The 17,086-nt window shown below is 65.0% G+C and carries 16 protein-coding genes; 6 read left to right on the top strand and 10 right to left on the bottom strand.

The genetic code is table 11. The features are described 5' to 3' along the window. The 3 genes from KYC_RS07840 to KYC_RS07830 all read left to right on the top strand — a co-directional run. Positions 1–1,264 (top strand): lytic murein transglycosylase (locus KYC_RS07840; RefSeq protein WP_008160716.1); only part of this gene is annotated, 1,264 nt, incomplete at its 5' end. 199 nt (positions 1,265–1,463) lie between these two features. Then, complete coding sequence (locus KYC_RS07835; RefSeq protein ID WP_008160714.1) at positions 1,464–2,009, top strand: GNAT family N-acetyltransferase; 546 nt, start codon at positions 1,464–1,466, stop codon at positions 2,007–2,009. Positions 2,010–2,056: 47 nt separating this feature from the next. Further along, complete coding sequence (locus KYC_RS07830) at positions 2,057–2,239, top strand: oxidoreductase-like domain-containing protein (RefSeq protein ID WP_008160712.1); 183 nt, start codon at positions 2,057–2,059, stop codon at positions 2,237–2,239. A 10-nt stretch (positions 2,240–2,249) separates the two neighbouring features. Here the strand turns inward: KYC_RS07830 and KYC_RS07825 are convergent, their stop codons facing one another. From KYC_RS07825 to KYC_RS07795, 7 genes are all read right to left on the bottom strand, one after another. Then, on the bottom strand, positions 2,250–2,687 hold the full coding sequence (locus KYC_RS07825) for an acetyltransferase (RefSeq protein WP_008160711.1): 438 nt from the start codon (positions 2,685–2,687) through the stop codon (positions 2,250–2,252). Positions 2,688–2,734: 47 nt separating this feature from the next. Beyond that, the gene (locus KYC_RS07820) at positions 2,735–4,474 is read right to left on the bottom strand and encodes a M14 family metallopeptidase (protein ID WP_008160708.1); all 1,740 of its coding nucleotides are present in this window, start codon (positions 4,472–4,474) and stop codon (positions 2,735–2,737) included. A gap of 40 nt (positions 4,475–4,514) precedes the next feature. Continuing rightward, positions 4,515–5,381, bottom strand: a complete 867-nt coding sequence (locus KYC_RS07815; RefSeq protein WP_008160706.1) for an ABC transporter permease — start codon at positions 5,379–5,381, stop codon at positions 4,515–4,517. A 5-nt stretch (positions 5,382–5,386) separates the two neighbouring features. Further along, positions 5,387–6,310 carry an ABC transporter permease gene (locus KYC_RS07810; RefSeq protein WP_008160703.1) on the bottom strand — a complete coding sequence of 308 codons (924 nt, stop codon included), beginning with the start codon at positions 6,308–6,310 and terminating at the stop codon, positions 5,387–5,389. 212 nt (positions 6,311–6,522) lie between these two features. Further along, entirely contained in the window at positions 6,523–8,055 is a 1,533-nt protein-coding gene (locus tag KYC_RS07805) for an ABC transporter substrate-binding protein (RefSeq protein ID WP_008160701.1), read from the bottom strand. 51 nt (positions 8,056–8,106) lie between these two features. Continuing rightward, a complete protein-coding gene (locus KYC_RS07800; protein ID WP_008160700.1) occupies positions 8,107–9,960 on the bottom strand; it encodes an ABC transporter ATP-binding protein in 1,854 nt (617 codons plus the stop codon). A 9-nt stretch (positions 9,961–9,969) separates the two neighbouring features. Then, positions 9,970–10,482, bottom strand: coding sequence for a winged helix DNA-binding protein (locus KYC_RS07795; RefSeq protein WP_008160698.1), 513 nt, complete (start codon positions 10,480–10,482; stop codon positions 9,970–9,972). Between the two features lie 290 nt (positions 10,483–10,772). Between KYC_RS07795 and KYC_RS29435 the strand changes: the two genes are divergently transcribed. Further along, complete coding sequence (locus KYC_RS29435) at positions 10,773–11,369, top strand: hypothetical protein (protein WP_139026500.1); 597 nt, start codon at positions 10,773–10,775, stop codon at positions 11,367–11,369. 338 nt (positions 11,370–11,707) lie between these two features. Continuing rightward, on the top strand, positions 11,708–12,469 hold the full coding sequence (locus tag KYC_RS07790; protein ID WP_008160696.1) for a hypothetical protein: 762 nt from the start codon (positions 11,708–11,710) through the stop codon (positions 12,467–12,469). A gap of 17 nt (positions 12,470–12,486) precedes the next feature. Here KYC_RS07790 and KYC_RS07785 read toward each other — a convergent pair whose 3' ends face one another. Further along, positions 12,487–14,172, bottom strand: coding sequence for an ABC-F family ATP-binding cassette domain-containing protein (locus KYC_RS07785; protein ID WP_008160694.1), 1,686 nt, complete (start codon positions 14,170–14,172; stop codon positions 12,487–12,489). Between the two features lie 187 nt (positions 14,173–14,359). Next, the gene (locus KYC_RS07780) at positions 14,360–14,833 is read right to left on the bottom strand and encodes an Lrp/AsnC family transcriptional regulator (RefSeq protein ID WP_202946579.1); all 474 of its coding nucleotides are present in this window, start codon (positions 14,831–14,833) and stop codon (positions 14,360–14,362) included. Between the two features lie 108 nt (positions 14,834–14,941). On the opposite strand from KYC_RS07780, the gene KYC_RS07775 reads away from it, so the two are divergent. After that, a complete protein-coding gene (locus tag KYC_RS07775) occupies positions 14,942–16,432 on the top strand; it encodes an aminotransferase class V-fold PLP-dependent enzyme (protein WP_043517849.1) in 1,491 nt (496 codons plus the stop codon). Positions 16,433–16,507: 75 nt separating this feature from the next. Here the strand turns inward: KYC_RS07775 and KYC_RS07770 are convergent, their stop codons facing one another. After that, on the bottom strand, positions 16,508–16,876 hold the full coding sequence (locus KYC_RS07770) for a hypothetical protein (protein ID WP_008160689.1): 369 nt from the start codon (positions 16,874–16,876) through the stop codon (positions 16,508–16,510). Positions 16,877–17,086 lie beyond the last annotated feature (210 nt).

Here is a 17,086-nt window from a genome sequence, read left to right as displayed (position 1 = left end):
ACCGGCGGCCGCATCGGCGCCCGCAGCCACGGCTGCGCCCGCCGCAGCCCCAACGGTCATCATCCCTACCGAACTCGACACCAAGGCCTGCATAGTCAAGCTGCGCAAGGGCGCCGCCGCCAACGGCCTGACCGTTGCCGACTGGGACAAGTACACGGCTAACGCCAAGCTGCTGCCCACCACCGTGGCGTCCGCCAAGGGCCAGCCCGAAGGGCGCGAAAGCTGGTGGGATTACATCGCCAAGACGGTGGACGACGAGCGCGTGCGGGACGGCAAGGCCGTGCTGGACAAGTACGGCTCGCAGCTGGCCAGCATCAGCCAGCAGTACCAGGTCGATCCGGCCACCCTGGTCGCCATCTTCGGCATCGAAACCAACTACGGCCGGCAGGTCGGCAAGACCGACGTGCTCAATGCCTGGCTGACCCGCGCCTGCACCGAAAACAAGCAGCTCTGGGAAAAGAACGCCTATGCGTCCGTGCGCCTTTTGCGCGACGGCACCGTGCCCGCGGACAAGTTCGTCGGTTCCTGGAGCGGCGCCTTCGGCATGACGCAGTTCATTCCGACCTCGTTCTACGAACTGGCCGCCGACGGCGACGGCGACGGCCGCATTGATCTCTACAACTCGCTGCCCGACGCGCTGGCCTCCACGGCCAACCACCTGCGCAAGCGCCGCGCCAAGTGGACGCACGGCCTGCCCGCCGTGGTCGAAGTGCGCGTGCCCGCGGACGTGGCCGCCGCGATCCCGCCGGAGCCCGACGCGGAATACGTCGGCTCGCAGGACCGCCGCACCATCGCCCAATGGGCGCAGGCCGGCCTGAAACAGGGCGACGGTTCGGTGCTGAAGCTGCCGTCCGGCAACGACGAACAGGCTTACCTGTTCGCGCCCACCGGCGCGCGCGGCCCGGTCTTCCTGGCCACCGTGAACTTCGACGCCATCCTGCACTACAACCAGTCGCGCCGCTACGGCCTGGCCGTGGCCCTGCTGCTGAACCGGCTGCAGGGCGGTCCGGGGCTTGTCGCGGCCTGGCCCACCGATGACCCCGGCCTGTCGCGGGCGGAAATCAAGGAACTGCAGAAGCAGCTGTACGGTCGCGGCCACGACATCGGCGAGGCCGACGGCATTCCCGGCGGCAAGACGCGGGACGCGGTGCGCGAGGAACAGGCGCGGCTGAACCTGCCGCAGGACGGCCGCCTGGGCAAGCGCATCCTGGACGCGCTGAAGGCCGACCAGCCGGCCGCCATGCGCGCGTATCCCGGTTCATGAGCAAGCCCTCGATAGCCGGCACGGCGGGCTATGGCGAAAACGCCGCCGTGCTGGCGGATCAGTACGGCAGCATTGCCCGCGCGGGCGGTGTCGCGAGTGAGGGTTAGGCAGGAGTGTGGCGGCGCGTCGGCGCCGGTATGATGGACCGATCCGGGCCTGTCCCGCCACTCCACTCCTTCAGCCATCGCTCCCGACAGCCATGCCGTTCGCCGAGTTTCCTGACGATTTTCTGACCTTGCGGCTGCACGCCCGGCGCATGTCGCAGGCGCATCTGCCGTTCATGATCGAGATGCACGCCAACGCCGACCTGATGGAGTCCATGGGCGGCACGCGCGATGCGGCCGCCAGCCGGCGCTATGTCGCCCAGAACATCGTGCACTGGACCGAGCACGGCTACGGCATGTATGTGCTGGAAGACCGCGACACGGGCCGGCCCGCCGGCCGCGCAGGCCTGAAGGTCTCGACAGCCGCCGGCCGCGCCAGTGTCGAGCTGGCCTACGCCCTGCACCCCGATTGCTGGGGCAAGGGTTTCGCGCCGGAGATCTCGCGCGTGCTGGTCGGGCTGGGGTTCCGGCTGCTGCCGGTGGACGTGCTGGGGGCGGTGGCGCTGCGCTCGAACACGGCGTCGCAGCGCGTCATGGAAAAGACCGGGCTGCGCTATGTCGGCATGACGGGCGACGCGCCCGAATCCAAGGTCTGCTACGAGATCCGGCGCGCCGACTGGCGCAAACAGGAAGGCCTGTGACAGGGCTTGCCGCGCCGCGCACAGGCGCGCGGCGCTAACATGGCGGCATGAGCACCAAGCCTGTACCCGACGACGATCCGCAACCCGTTCCGCCCGAGCGCCCCGCGCCTGAGGAATGCTGCAATAGCGGCTGCATCCCCTGCGTCTATGACCTCTACGACGAGGCCATGGACCGCTACCGCGAGGCCTTGAAGGCCTGGCGCGCCCGGCACGAGGCGCCCAAGACCTGAGCCTGGAGCCTCAGCCGGGCAGCTTCATGTGGATGATGGGAAACGGCCGGCCGGAGTCGTCGTAGGCCGAACGGCCCACGTCCTCGAACCCGTAATGCTTGTAGAAGCCGTGGGCCTGCGGGTTCTGTTCGTTCACGTCCACCAGCAGCGTGCCGTGCAGCGAACGTGCGAAGTTCAAGAGGCGCCGGCCGGCGCCCTTGCCGCGCTTGTTGGCGTCCACGAACAGCATTTCGACCTTGTTGCCGTTCAGGCCCATGAAGCCGGCCACTTCGCCGGCATCGTCCTCACAGACCCAGACCCGCACCGAGGGCAGGTAGGTGTTGAGCACCTGCGGGTACATGGCCTGGATTTCCTTTTCGGTAAGGAAGGTATGGGTGGCGCGCACCGAACGGAGCCAGATGTCCACCAGGGCCAGATCGTCGCCGTGGTTGCGTTCTCGGATGTTCATTTCTTATTGATTCTGTTAGGTCGGAGGCCGACGGCGGTCCTTGGCCGCTAAAGTCCCGCGCGGTAGAGGTCGGTCGCCGCGAGGACGGTTTCCATCTGCACAGTATGCGCGAAAACGAATCGGTCCCCGTAGACCGTTTCATCCGGAAACTCCGAGATGAGCGCCAGTGGCAGTTCTTCACGATCGGTTTCCGTGACCTGCACGGGAATGCCGTTAAGCACGCCAAAGCCTGATTCGAGCGCATGCGCGTGAAAGAGTTCCAGCTGGCGGGCGTTGAACTCCACCAGGCCGGGCACGTTGCGGGCCAGGCGCGCCGTCACGCCTTCGATCAGGCGCCGCGCGCGCTCGCCCCAGCCGGGATGGTGGCGCAGCACCAGGAAGAAGCCCTTGGGGATGGTCCACAGCTCGAAATGCCGCGGCAGGTAGCCCGACAGCGGACGCGTCCATTCGTGCGCGGGGTAGCCATGCAGGTTGATGTGCAGGTGTGCGCCGCTGATGGCGTGGGCTTGGTGGCGGCCTTCGCGTTCGAAGAACGGCGCGCGTTCCCGGTAGGCGATGTCGTCGCCCAGCGCGCTGTAGCGCGACGCGTGCAGCATGTGGCGCGGGTGCTGCTCGCGCAGCCGGTTAAAGAGCGCATAGCCATCGGGGTTTTCAGAGGCGATCAGCGCAAAGTGCGCGTCGCCGCGCGCGGCCAGCGTTTGGGCGGCGCGTAGCGCGCCGACCACGCCGGAGGTCTCGTTGGCGTGCTGCGCGCCCGAAATGAAAACGGCGGGACCGGGGCCGCGCACATAGGTGCCCAGCACGGGACGGCCCTGGCGCGATACGGCCTGGAACGCGTCGCCGCCGAAGGCCGCCATGCAGCCGGCGATCTGCGCGGCCGACAGCGGTTCGCGCGCCTGCGCCAGCGGACCGGCGAGGGGCGCCGGCGCCACGGGCGCCACGGGGGCGAAAGGTTCCACCGAGATCTGCACGCGCGCCGCGCCGTCATGGCGGCGGATGTCTGGAATGATCTGGCCGGGCTGCAGGCCGCGGTCGCCCGACGGGCGGCCGGAGTGCTGCTGGAAGTGCTCCAGCAGCGAGAAATAGATGTCTTCGTGCAGCGCCTCGAAGGTGCTGACGATTTCCTCGTCCACCGGCAGGGCGTAGTCGATGCCCGGCAGGTCCACGCGAATTTCCAGGCGTTCGAAATAGGGCTCGTGCGCGCCCCAGGCATGGTTGCGCACCGTGTCCATGATGCCGCGGAACAGCAACTGGTATTCCGTCGCCTGCGCGGCGTCGGTCTGCAAGGCGCCGTCGGCGTCTCGCACGCGCAGCCAGCCCGTGGGCGACAGTTCCGGCGTGCCGTCCGGCGCATGACCAAGCTGGTTGGGCGCATACACGCGCGTTTCGGTCTTGCGGCCGTCGGCGTAGGTCAGGCTGACGTCGTAGTGCAGGTCGTCAGCGCCGGGCTGCATGGTCACGCGCACGCCCTGCAGCAGGGCGACGAGCGGATAGGCTTCCAGCGTGAAGCGCTTGGGTTGGGCATGCTCGTGCAGCGGGTAGCGCACCACGGCCGAGACCAGCCCGTCGAGTTCCGCCTCTTCCAGGAAATAGTGCAGCAGGGGCTTATAAGCGCTGCGAAAGCGCGCCTTGACGCCGGCCTGCTCAAGGCGGGCTTGCGCCGCGCGGCGGGCCTCCACGCCTTCGAACAGCCAGCCTTCCACGACCGCGCCGCGCCAGGCCGGCGCCAGGTAGGCGTGCGTCCAGGCGTCCAGCGTGCGGTCGAATGTTTTTTCCAGCAACGACATACTCAATATTCCTTCCGGGCCGGATGGGCCGGAGCGATGTTCAGACCTTGCCGGTCGGGTCCAGGCGGTCGCGCAGCCAGTCGCCCAGCAGGTTCAGGCCCAGCACCGTCAGCATGATGGCCAGCCCGGGAAAGACGCTGACCCACCAGGCCGTCTGCATATACGTGCGGCCGTCGGCAAGCATACCGCCCCAGCTCGGGATCATGGGGTCCACGCCCAGGCCCAGGAACGTCAGGCTGCTTTCCAGCAGGATGTTGTTGGCGACGTTCAGGGTCATCAGGATCACCAGCGGGCCCAGCAGGTTGGGCACGATGTGGTGGCGGATCATGGCCAGGTCGCGCACGCCGAAGGCGCGGGCGGCCAGCACGAATTCGCGCTCGCGCAGCGCCAGCACCTGCGCCCGCACCAGCCGCGCGTACTGCACCCATTGCGACACGATCATGAAGAAGATGACGTTGAACAGGCCGCCGCCCAGGATGGCGATGAACGTGATGGCCACCAGGATGAAGGGCAGCGCCAGCTGCACGTCGGCAAAGCGCATCACGATCATGTCCCAGAAGCCGCGATAGTAGCCGGCGATGAGGCCCATGACGATGCCCAGCAGCGCGCCGCCAATGACGGACGCAAAGCCCACCAGCAGCGAGATTTTGCCGCCGACGATGACGCGCGCCAGCACGTCGCGGCCCAGCGGGTCGGTGCCGAAGGGATGGGCGGCGGACGCGAACGGCGCCATCAGGCGGGCGGCCAGGTCCATGGATTCGCCGCCGTCCGGGAACAGCCAGCCGGAGGCCAGCACCAGCAGGACCATGACGCCGGTCAGGATCGCGCCCAGCACGAATTCCAGCGACCGGAAGCGGCTGCGCGGCTTGAACGCCTTGGGGGCGGCGGGGGTAGTGGTTGTCTGCATGATGCTCAGCGCGTGCGGATACGGGGATCGACGATGCCGTAGGCGATGTCGACGATCAGGTTGACCAGGACGATGACGGTGGCCAGCACGGTGACCGTGCCTTGCAGCACCGGGTAGTCGCGGCCCGAGATGGCGTCGAACGCCAGCGTGCCCAGTCCGGGCCAGTTGAAGACCATCTCGATCACCACGATGCCGCCGATCAGGCCGCCGAACTGCAGGCCCAGGTAAGTGATCAGCGGAATGGCGCAGTTGCGCAGCGCATGCTTGTACAGCACGACGCGTTCCTTAAGGCCCTTGCTGCGCGCCACCATGATGTACTGCGCGGACAGCGTTTCCAGCATCGTCGTGCGCACCAGCCGGATGTTGGTGGCGCTGAGGATGATGGCCATTGTCAGCGACGGCAGCACCAGGCTGGCCGGACCGCTCCATCCGGATGGCGGCAGCAGCGGAAAGGTGATCGACAGCAGCAGCACCAGCATCAGCGCCAGCCAGAAGTTGGGGAACGACAGCCCCACCAGCGACAGGATGCGGATCGCCTGGTCCGTGGGCTTGCCGCGCTTGATGGCGGCCTGGATGCCCAGCGGCAGCGAAATCAGGATGGACACGATCAGCGACGTGAAGGCCAGCATCAGCGTGGCGGGCAGGGCGTCGCCGATCAGCTTGGCCACCGACGTGCCGCCCATGAAGCTGCGGCCGAAATCGCCGTGCAAAAGGCCCTGCATGTACGACAGGTACTGCTCGTGGAACGGGCGGTTCAGCCCGAGCGCCTGGCGGATGTTCGCCAGGTCTTGTTCGGTCACGCTGCCCGAGCCCTGGCTGAGCATCAGCGCGGGGTCGCCGGTCAGGCGCACGGCATAGGAAACAAGCAGCGTCACCGCCACGATCACGAAGATCGCCTGCAACACGCGTTTGATGAGAAATCCGGTCATAAGGCGCCGCACCGGCTTGCGCCGGCGCGGGTCGGTAATGTTAATGCTGCAGCGGCCACCACAATGCTGCAACGGACACCATAAATGCTGCGACGGATACCGTTAGTGTTGCCACGGCACCGTCCCAGCGGGATGCCGCGGATCCGGGCTTTGCCGGTCCGCAGGCATGCCCCCCCGGGGGGAAGCGCGTAGCGCTTCGGGGGGGCCTACTTTTACTCCACCGCCGTGTCAACGAAACGGAAGCGAATGTCGCCCGGGACCTCCAGGTTCTTCACGCGCTTGTTCACGCCCACGATCGTGTTCAGGCTGTACAGCGGCAGTTCCAGCGCCTGGTCGGCCACGTACGCCGCGATTTCCTGCAGCATGCCTTCGCGCTTCTTCACGTCGTAGACGGTGCGCTGCGCTTCCAGCATGGCGTTGAGCTTGGCGTCGTTGTCGTACGGGTTCCACTTCTGGCCCGTGTGGTACATCAGATACGCCGTGTTGTCGTAGTCGTACGTCCAGCCGCCCCACTGGTTCTGCCACATCTCGCCGGTCTTGCCGCCCGGGATGATGTCGTTGAGCAGCACGCCGGTTTCATACGGCTTGATGGTGGCGCGCACGCCCACGGCCTGCAGGTAGCCCGACACGGCCTGCGCCACTTCGCGGAAGTTCGAATCGCTGCCGCGCACGTCGATCTGCACCGTGGCGCCCGGCTTCACGCCCGCGGCGGCCAGCAGCTTCTTGGCTTCGGCGGGATTGAAGGGCAGGGGCTTTTGCTCGGGGTTGTAGCCGAACGACTGCGGACCCTGGAAGCTGGCGATGGTCTTGGCCTGGCCCAGCAGCAGCTGCTTGACGATGGCGTCGCGGTCGACAGCCATGATCAGCGCGCGGCGCACGTCGCGGCTCTGCGTGATGCCGTTCTTGGTGTTGTAGCGCAGCGCGTAGGCGACCGGGCCGCCGGTGGAGATCACGTCGGCGTTGCCGGACTTCTTCACGGTCTCGATCAGGCCCAGCGGAATCAGCGTGGCGATGTCGATGCGGCCGGCCTGCAGTTCGGCAACCTGGGTGCCGGGTTCGCCGATGAAGCGGTACACCACCTTGTCCAGCTTGGGCTTGCCGCCCCAGTAATCGTCGTTGCGCGCGAGCGTCACGTTGACCTTGGGCTGGTAGCTTTCAAACTTGAACGGGCCGGTGCCCACCGGGTTGGTGTTGAAGTTGTCTTCGCCCTTTTCCTTGATGTACTTGGGCGGCACGATCATCGCGCCGTAGCCAGCCAGCTTGGTCAGGAGAACCGGGTCGGGCTGCTTCAGGATGAAGTCCACCGTGTACTCGTCCACTACCTTGACCTCGCCGATCGAGTCGTAGTTCGACTTCTGCGGGCCCTTGGCGCCTTCCGCGCCCAGCAGGCGCTCGAAGGTGAACTTCACGGCTTCGGCGTTGAACGGTTCGCCGTTGTGGAACTTAACGCCCTCGCGCAGCTTGAAGCGCAGGCGCTTGTTCTCGTCCAGGTATTCCCAGCTGGTGGCCAGTCCCGGCTGCAGCTTCAGGTCGGCGCCGCGCATGGTCAGGCCGTCGTACAGATTGCCGCCCACGGAACCCCAGAAGGTCACGAACGTGTCGATCGGATCCCAGCTGCCCGGATCCTGGTTGATGGCTACGTTGAGCGTGCCGGCGGCGTGCGCGGTCGAGAAAACGGCGGGCAGCGCGCCGCCCAGCGCCAGGGTCAGGGCGGTGGCGGTGAAAGTGGTGCGTAGGAATTGCATGATCGCCTCCAGGGACGGGATATCGGATCGGGCCGATGGGTAAAAAAGGGTTCAGGCCGCCCGGGCCACTTGGTGGCCGGGCGCGAATTCGATCAGGGGAATGATGGCCGGCTCGTCGCCCACGCGCCGCACGGGGCTGGGGATTTCGCCTTCAATCAGGGATGTGTCGATGTGGCGGCCGGGCTCGGCCACGGGCACGGCGGCCAGCAGCTTGCGCGTGTAGGCGTGCTGCGGCGATTCGAAGATCTGGCGGCGCGTACCCAGTTCGACGATCTGGCCCAGGTACAGCACCGCGACGCGATGGCTCACCTTTTCCACCACCGCCATGTCGTGCGTGATGAACAGGTAGGACAGCCCGCGGTCTTTCTGCAGGTCCATCAGCAGGTTCAGGATCTGCGCCTGGATCGACACGTCCAGCGCCGACACCGATTCGTCCGCGATGATCAGCTTGGGGTTGCTGGCCAACGCGCGCGCGATGCACACGCGCTGGCGCTGGCCGCCCGAGAATTCATGCGGATAGCGCCTGGCGCGTTCGGGCTTGAGGCCCACCTGTTCCAGCAGCTCGCCCACGCGGCGGGCGATCGCGTCCTCGCCGGACAGCAGGCCGTGCGTGCGGATGGGTTCCGCGATGCTGAACGCCACGGTCTTGCGCGGGTCCAGCGACGCATAGGGATCCTGGAAGATGTACTGAATCTCCTGGCGCAGGCGCTGGCGGCCGGCGCTGTCCATCGAGAAAATGTCCTGGCCGTTGTAGCGCACCGCCCCGGAGGTCGGCGCCACGAGCTGCTGCAGGGTCTTGCCGATGGTGGACTTGCCGCTGCCCGATTCGCCCACCAGCGCCAGCGTTTCGCCGGGGTAGACGTCGAAGCTCACTTCTTCCACCGCATGCACGCGGTGCGTGACACGGCCGAACAGATTGTGGCCCACGTCAAAGCGCGTGGTCAGCTTGTCCACGCGCAGCACGGGCTCGTCGTAGCGGGCCGTATCCTGCTCGCGGGTCTCGCCCACTTCGCGCAGCGTGTCGCCTTCCAGCACGGTCTGCGGCGTGCGCAGCGGCAGGTCGCGGCCGGTCAGGCTGCCCAGGCGCGGCACAGCGGCCAGCAGCGCGCGCGTATAGGGGTGCTTGGGCGCGTTGAAGATCTCTTCGACGGCGCCTTGCTCGACCTTCTTGCCGCGCAGCATCACCACCACGTCGTCGGCCATCTCGGCCACCACGCCCATGTCGTGCGTGATGAAGATGACGGCCGTGCCCAGGTCGCGCTGCAGTTCGCGGATGGTGTTCAGAATCTGCGCCTGGATGGTGACGTCCAGCGCGGTGGTCGGCTCGTCGGCGATCAACAGGCGCGGCTGGCATGACAACGCCATCGCGATCATCACGCGCTGGCGCATGCCGCCCGACAACTGGTGCGGATAGCGGTCCAGCAATTGCGCGGCGTCGGGCAGGCGCACCTTTTCAAGCAGCTTGCGCGCGGCCTGGCGGGCCGCGGAACGCGACAGCTGCTGGTGCAGCATGATGGCTTCCACGATCTGGTCGCCGATGGTGAACACCGGATTCAGCGACGTCATCGGCTCCTGGAAGATCATCGCGATGTCATTGCCGCGGATGGCGCGCATCTGCTCGTCGCTGGCAGCGGTCAGGTCGACCTCGCGGTCCGTGCCGTCGCGGAACAGGATCTGTCCTGTCGAAATGCGGCCGCCGCTGTAGTCGGTCAGACGCATGATGGCCATGGATGTCACCGATTTGCCCGAGCCGGATTCCCCGACGATGGCCAGCGTCCTGCCGGGGCGCACCTCGAAATCCAGGGTGTCGACGGCGCGGAACACGCCGGTTTCGGTGGTGAAGTCGACCGATACGCCGCGCACGGACAGCAGCGGCGCGGAAGAAGAAACAGTATTGCTAGACAACGTGGATTCTCACAGCGAGGTGGCGGCGCGGGCTGCCTGGTCGTACAGGCCCGAGAGGGCGCGCAGGGTGTTGGCCAGCTGATGGCTGGCGTTGTCCGCGGCGGGGGAGTCGATGAAGGGTTTGACGAGGCACTGCTCGCGGACTTCGGCGTAGCGCTGGATCGCGGCCGCGCCGGCGTCGGTCGTGGTGTAGATCACTTCCTTGCCCGTCTTGGCGCTTTGCACCACGCCCAGGCGTTCCAGCTTCTTCAGCGAATAGTTCACCAGGTGGGTGTCTTCGACATTCAGCGTGAAGCAGATGTCCGCCAGCTTCTTGCCCCGGCCGCGATGGAACACATGGTTGAGCACCAGGATGTCCAGGGACGTGAGTTCGGGCAGGCCCGCACAGGCCATGCACCGCACCATCCAGCGGTTGAAGGCGTGCGACGCGATGATCAGGCCGAATTCGACCTCGGACAGCTCGGGCGCCGACGAGGCCAGGTGCGAAGAGGAAACGATGGCGTCCCGGACGGACACAGGCATGGGTGAGGCAGGCAAAGGGACGGATCGACGACAAAACGTTGGCGAATTATTGACGATTTGTAGATATAGGGGACATTCGGGATAACCCGGGACCACACGTCCAAAACGCACTTTCAAATTGTTTCGATTTCCGTGCTTCTGGTGGCTGGTTACAAAGCAGGGCGCCTGCCAGACGGGTGCGGCATCTGTAGTAAAGCGCGCGGTTGATGCCGTTTTGTTGTGGCTGACCTTGCAGGGAGGGTGGCCGGCAACGTCTGGGTGGGGCATTTAATAATGAATGGTGGACTACGATGAAAGACAGAAAGTTGAAGCGCATCCAGGGAGTAAAAGCAAAAATCGCGATGGTCGGCCTTGCCGTTCTTGCTTCGGGATGCGCGCCAAAAAGTCCATATCTTCCCAAAGAATACAATCCTGCGGTCAGTGCCAGATTGCGGATTTACTTTGGAACATCTACAACCGTTACCCTTAATCGCACATGTCTGGACGACTCAAACCCGTATAGTTTCAATGCAAATGATCCATTAGTTCGTGGGATCAACAATACGGTGATCGGCATGCCTATGCCTGATATTGACGAAAAGTACTATTCTGAATACGTCGTTATGGCAGGGATCCCTATTGACATCTATTCCTATGGCGGCGGGTGGAGCCATCCAAATGCAATCGGCGTCTCCATGCACAGTCGGGTATTCGGCAACGCCATTACCGCAGTTCTTGAAGCAGGAAAGGACTACGAGACACTTTATCGGCATCCCAACACGGTCTTGCGTGAGCTGGTTGTTGTCGATGGGGTGGTACGCACGAAGCCCGTCGCCGTAAAGAAGTACAAGGGCTGCAAAAACGCAAAGGTGAAAAGGACGCCGCTTCCAATCGGCGGAAACTCTTGACGCGTCGGGGGAAAGGAGATTTTTCCTTGATTGATAGCCGAGGCTGGCTTATTAAGCGCTCTACTCAATACGACCGTCCAGTGCCGCAACAAAGCGATCCTGCCTCATTCATTTAAAACCCTTACGGAAGATCCTATGTTCCTGTACGGCGTGGGTCTGTAGTCGGCGCAGATCGTCTCCAAGAGCACGGGCTGGGACGTTGTCGCGACGTCACCAGTGCCCCATCGCACTTTCAGAATGCTCTGATTTCCCCTAGTTCCAATACACCCTAAAAGCAGATTGCGGACCGGCCCGACAGCGCGGCCGATTCCGCGTTCCAAAATCTAAAGGGTGTAGACATGAAGAAATTGCTTTCGATTGCTTTGATTTTCCTTAGCGGATGCGCCTTCAAGCAGCCTCCGCCGAAGTACCAGATGGACAAGCAGGCCAACCAGGCTGTCATTCAATCGGGCAAGCCGGTAGAGATTTTTTACCACGGTGACGATTATGTGATCCTGGACCTGGGCGGATCGAAATCGTTGGGGGTGCTGGGCATTCTTGGGCCGGTTGGCACGTTGGTAGGCTTGACGGTGGATGCCGCGCATAAGTTGGACATGAAGCCTCGCACGGAGCGGCGCTCAAAAGAATTTTCGGCCTTAATCGCCAAGGATTTTCCGGAGCGCAGCATGAATCGGGACTTTGCCGAGCACATTGGCGATCTGCTTGCCAAGGACGGCAGGCAGGTAAAGGTTACGAAGGTGCTCCGGCCGTCGGGCAATGAGGATCTGGCGCTGAGCGTCTCTGAAGACCTTGTGCCTACCGACGGGCACATGCAACTTCTGCTGCGGTTGGGCACCGCTTACGCCGCCACATCTGCGACGGACTCGTACAAGCCGATGACGATGGTCGAATATGCACTGAAGGATGTGGATGGCAGGGCGCTCATGTCGCGCAGCATTTCGCGCTCTTACGATCAGTCCGACAAGACTTTTCTGACGTATCCGGGTTTGCTGGAGGATCGCAAGGCTGCGTATGAAGAACTGAGCGCAAGGCTCGGCGCCTGGAGCGAGCCCGTGTATACCGAGATTTTCCATTTTCCTGATCTGGCTGACCCGCGATAGCGCGGAAATACGGCTGGCTATTCAACAGGGCGGCCTGCCGCGCATTCGGCAAGCCGCCAGCCGTCTAATTGCCAGCCCAACACATGGGTAGCTGAAATCCCCTCCAGAAACTTCCCGTCGTGCGACACCACCACCATCGCGCCCGGATACTCCCTCAGCGCATCCTCCAGCGCCTCCGCCGACGCGATATCCAGATGATTCGTCGGCTCATCCAGCAACAGCAACTGCGCCGGCTCCTTGCGCCACAACGCGCAGGCCAGCGCGGCCTTGATGCGTTCCCCGCCGCTTAGTGTCGCGGCAGGCGCGTTTACCAGCGCCGGGCCCAGGCCCAGCAGCGCCAGCCGGCTGCGCAGTTCTCCATCGGGCAATGCGGCGCCCAGCGCATGTAACGTTTCCAGCAAGGACTTGTCATCCGGCAGGTCGGCCGCCCGCTGATCGAGCATGGCTGTCGGGACGCGCACGTCGCACAGGCCTGCGCTGGGCGGCGTATGGCCCGCCAGCATCGACAGCAGCGTGCTTTTGCCGCAGCCATTCGGTCCGCGGATGGCCAGGCGGAATGGGCCGGATAGCGTCAGCGTCAGGGCGGGAGCTTCCAAGGGGTAGGGCGCTATTGCGTCTTGCAGGTGCAGGACGCGGCGGCCCTGCGGCACGGCGGTTTCGGGTAGCGCCAGGGCGATGGCGGCGGTGGGGGCGACCCTGGCTGCGGCTTGCCTGACGGCGTCATCCAGCGCGGCGCTCGCCTGCTGGCGGCGCAAGTGTTCGCGGCCGGCGTGGCCTTCGGCGTTGGCTTTTTTCATGCCCTGCAGGATGGGGGCCTGGTTCGCGTCGCGCGCCTGGCGGGCGTTACGGGCATTGCGCTGTTGCAGGGCGTCGTGCTGCTGGCGCAGCGCGCGCTGGCCGGCGGCTCGTTCGTTGCGGGCATGCGCCAGGGCCGCCTCAAGGGCGGCGTGCTGCAGGTCGCGCTGGGCGCGGTAGGCGCTGTAGTTGCCGGCGTGAGCGGCGAGGGTCGCGCGGTCGAGTTCGACGATGTGGGACATAGCGTCCAGCATGGCTCTGTCGTGGCTGACGAGGATCAGGCCGCCGCGCCAGGCGCGGATCTGTTCCATGAGCCAGGCACGGGCGCCGGTGTCCAGATGGTTGCTGGGTTCGTCCAGCAGCAGGCCGTCGGGCTTCTGCATCAGGGCGCCGGCCAGGGCGACGCGGGTGAGCTGCCCGCCGCTGGCGCCGGCTGCGGGGTGCTCGGGCGGCCAGGCGGGCAGGCCCGCGTCCGCAAGCATGCGAACCCAGTCGTCGTGGATGCGCCAGTGGCCGTCGGCCAGGTCGAAGTCGGCCTGGCGGGTGCTTCCGGCTTCGATGCTGGAGAGGGCGTGCAGGATTTGCGCGATGCCGGCGACGTCAGCCAATGTGACGCCGGGCGTTTGGGGCAGGGTCTGGGGCACGTAGGCGATGCGGCCTTGGCGGACGATGCGGCCGGCTTGCGTGGCCAGTTCTCCGTGCACCAGGCGTAGCAGCAGGGATTTGCCTGCGCCGTTGCGGCCTATCAGGCCGTGGCGGGCGGTAGTGAAGTCGTGGCTGACGTCGTTGAGCAGGATGCGCCCGTCGGGCAGCGCATGGCTAACGTGGCGCAGGCTGAGGAAAATCGCCGAGTCCTGCGGCTGATGCTGAGGGTGCGCCGCTGCGGGCGCGCGGGAAGACTGGGCCATATGAAGCTCTCCGGGGGCGATAAGACGCGTTGCGCGTGGCGCAAGCGGTGATCAGGGGGAGGGCTTAGAGAATCATGGCCGGGCGGGTCTCCGCGGTGAAAAGGAATGGCGGGTTCGAACGATGCGGGCAGGGGAAAGTTCCCAGCGCGAGGTTCAGAGTGTAGTGCAGGAGGCGGCGCAAGGCGCCTCAATCCTCCAGCAGCCGCAGGTCCGGCGGCCGGTTTTCGATAATGGCTTCCATACTGAAGAACCCCGTCACGGTGGACAGTTCGAAATCCGTGATCAGTTTTTGATAGAAGCGGTCGTAGCCCGCCATGCCGCGGCAGACGACTTTGATCAGGTAGTCCCAATCTCCGCCGATGCGATAGAACTCGGTGACTTCGGGCAGGCGTTCGACGTGCTGGCGGAATCCGTCGGCCCAGGCCTTGGCGTGGTGGCTGGTGCGGATCATGACGAAGACGGTCAGGTCCAGGCCCAGGGCGACCAGGCTGACCTCGGCCCGGGTGCCGCGGATGATGCCGCAGGCGTTCAGGCGCTGAAGCCTGCGCCAGCATGCGTTCTGCGACAGGCCGACACGATCGGCAAGCTCGCGCTGGGACAGGGCGCCGTCTTTTTGCAGGCAAGAGATTATGCTTAGATCAAGTTTGTCTATTTTTTCCATGTTGTCGATCATATGACCCGTTTATATGAATTAATAGCAAAAAAACGGTGATGTTTCATCCGGGCTTCCATCGTATGATATTTGCGAACAGTTCGGAACAGACTCCCCATGAATACGTTTACCGCCGCAGCCCCGGCTCGGGCTTCGGTTACGCCGTTGCAGCAATTTCAAGACAGCCTTAAATCCACGGATATCGCCGCGGCGCTTGCCGAAGGGCTTATCGGCAAGGATGCTTCCATCGACGGGCCTTTTGGGTCCAAGCCGCTGGTCTATGCGGACTACGTGGCGTCCGGCAGGGCGCTGATGCAGGTGGAACGCTTTGTGCTTGAACAGGTGCTTCCGTATTACGCCAACTCGCACACTGAAGCTTCGTACTGCGGCGGTTTTATTACGCGTCTGCGGCGCGAAGCACGGGCGGCGATTGCGCGCTGCTGCGGCGCGGGCGATGAGCACGCGGTGATTTTTTCGGGATCGGGCGCGACCGCGGGCATCAACCGTCTGGTGCATCTGTTTGGCGTGCATGCGGCGGTTGCCGCGGGCAGGAAAGTCCGCGTCGTTATCGGCCCGTACGAGCATCATTCGAACATTTTGCCGTGGCGCGAATGCGGCGCCGACATCGTGGTGCTGGATGAAAGCCCGGATGGCGGCCCCGACCTGGCGCAGCTTGCGGCGGCGCTGAAAGCTTCGGACGACACGCTGGTGGTGTGCGCGCTGTCGGCGGCGTCGAACGTGACGGGCATTGTGGCGGATATCGCCGGCATTACGCGCCTGGTGAAGGCGTCCGGCGCGAAGATGCTGTGGGACTATGCGGGCGGCGCGCCGTATCTGCCGATCCGGATGTCGCCGGCTGCCGATGCGCAGATCGACGCGATCGTGTTCTCTCCGCACAAGTTCATCGGCGGGCCCGGCGCTTCGGGCGTGCTGATCGTGAGCCGCGATGCGGTGCTGGATACGACGCCGACCTGGCCGGGCGGCGGCACCGTGAAGTTCGTGTCGCCGGCGGGCCATGATTACAGCGGCAGCCTGGAATCGCGCGAAGAGGCGGGCACGCCCAATGTGGTGGGCGACATCCGCGCCGCGCTGGTGGTGCTGGTGAAGGAAGCGCTGGGCGCCGATTTCATGCAGCAGCGCCATGCGCATTTCGTGCAGCGCGCGCTGGCGGCCTGGCAAGGCGCGGAGCGCCTGGAATTGCTGGGCTCGCTGACCGCGAACCGCCTGCCCATCTTTTCCTTCCGTGTGCGCGACGGCAAGGGCGGCTTTGTGCATCAGCAACTGGTGACCCGCATGCTGAGCGACCGCTACGGCATCCAGGCGCGCGGCGGCTGCGCGTGCGCGGGGCCTTACGTGCATCGGCTGCTGGATATCGACGACGACATGTCGCTGCAGATGCGGCAGGCCATCCTGGACGGCCGCGAGATCGAAAAGCCCGGCTTTGTGCGGCTGAACTTCAGCGCGCTGCTGTCTGACGCGAAGGCGGATTTCATCCTGCAGTCGGTGCTTGCGCTGGCGCAGGACGCAACCGAATTCGAGCACCTGTATGGCTTCGATCCCAGCCGCGCCATCTTTTTCCCGCTCGCGGCCGACAAGAAAGCGGCCTGACGCAACCGCGGGGCCGCGGCCGGGCGCCATGCAAGCCCCGGCCAGCCCATCTAGCCCGGGCCGGCTTTCCCGCCATCAATCCTTCATCTGCAAGCCGCAGGTCCGTATCCACGAGGCCTTCATGCCGGTCAGGTCGTCCGATGCGCCGGACAGGGTGCGCACGACCTGATCCGAAAAGGCTACGCCTTTGCGCCGGCAGGCCTCAAAGTCGTCGCTCAGGGCAAAGCGCGCATCCAGCAGGTCCAGACGGCCCTGGCACAACTCCTTGTTCAACTGCAGCTCATTGGCGGCTTCGCGCGTGCGCTGCACGTCCTGCGCCTGCTTGATGCGGGCCAGTTCGGCGTCCACGCGCGCGACGCAGTCGTCGTCGGCGTGGGCGGACGCGCTGGCGCATGCGGCGATGAGCAGGAGGGCGGCCAGGGGCCGGCGGTGTTTGGCTGCCATGCGGGAAAACCTTGGTATTGCGTTGGGAGTGGCATGCATCATAACTGCTGCGAAACGTCCCCTGGCGTAGCGCGGCGTGGCCGCTGCCACTGCATGGAAAACCAGTACGTCTGATCGCCTGAACGCGTCTACCATCGTTGACGGTTCAATCGTTCCCGAGATCCGGCCCGCAACGGAGCTGGACGTGTATCCGGCTGAAGTTCTGTTTTA

It is taken from the genome of Achromobacter arsenitoxydans SY8, assembly GCF_000236785.1.
Classification (GTDB): domain Bacteria; phylum Pseudomonadota; class Gammaproteobacteria; order Burkholderiales; family Burkholderiaceae_B; genus Achromobacter; species Achromobacter arsenitoxydans.
This window is presented reverse-complemented; position numbering and strand designations above follow the sequence as displayed.

Excerpts from the sequence above, each read along its gene's own strand:
- KYC_RS07835 (WP_008160714.1), top strand. The coding sequence starts at position 1,464 with ATGCCGTTCGCCGAGTTTCCTGACGATTTTCTGACCTTGCGGCTGCAC.
- KYC_RS07830 (WP_008160712.1), top strand. The coding sequence starts at position 2,057 with ATGAGCACCAAGCCTGTACCCGACGACGATCCGCAACCCGTTCCGCCC.
- KYC_RS07825 (WP_008160711.1), bottom strand. The coding sequence starts at position 2,687 with ATGAACATCCGAGAACGCAACCACGGCGACGATCTGGCCCTGGTGGAC.
- KYC_RS07820 (WP_008160708.1), bottom strand. The coding sequence starts at position 4,474 with ATGTCGTTGCTGGAAAAAACATTCGACCGCACGCTGGACGCCTGGACG.
- KYC_RS07815 (WP_008160706.1), bottom strand. The coding sequence starts at position 5,381 with ATGCAGACAACCACTACCCCCGCCGCCCCCAAGGCGTTCAAGCCGCGC.
- KYC_RS07810 (WP_008160703.1), bottom strand. The coding sequence starts at position 6,310 with ATGACCGGATTTCTCATCAAACGCGTGTTGCAGGCGATCTTCGTGATC.
- KYC_RS07805 (WP_008160701.1), bottom strand. The coding sequence starts at position 8,055 with ATGCAATTCCTACGCACCACTTTCACCGCCACCGCCCTGACCCTGGCG.
- KYC_RS07795 (WP_008160698.1), bottom strand. The coding sequence starts at position 10,482 with ATGCCTGTGTCCGTCCGGGACGCCATCGTTTCCTCTTCGCACCTGGCC.
- KYC_RS29435 (WP_139026500.1), top strand. The coding sequence starts at position 10,773 with ATGAAAGACAGAAAGTTGAAGCGCATCCAGGGAGTAAAAGCAAAAATC.
- KYC_RS07790 (WP_008160696.1), top strand. The coding sequence starts at position 11,708 with ATGAAGAAATTGCTTTCGATTGCTTTGATTTTCCTTAGCGGATGCGCC.
- KYC_RS07785 (WP_008160694.1), bottom strand. The coding sequence starts at position 14,172 with ATGGCCCAGTCTTCCCGCGCGCCCGCAGCGGCGCACCCTCAGCATCAG.
- KYC_RS07780 (WP_202946579.1), bottom strand. The coding sequence starts at position 14,833 with ATGGAAAAAATAGACAAACTTGATCTAAGCATAATCTCTTGCCTGCAA.
- KYC_RS07775 (WP_043517849.1), top strand. The coding sequence starts at position 14,942 with ATGAATACGTTTACCGCCGCAGCCCCGGCTCGGGCTTCGGTTACGCCG.
- KYC_RS07770 (WP_008160689.1), bottom strand. The coding sequence starts at position 16,876 with ATGGCAGCCAAACACCGCCGGCCCCTGGCCGCCCTCCTGCTCATCGCC.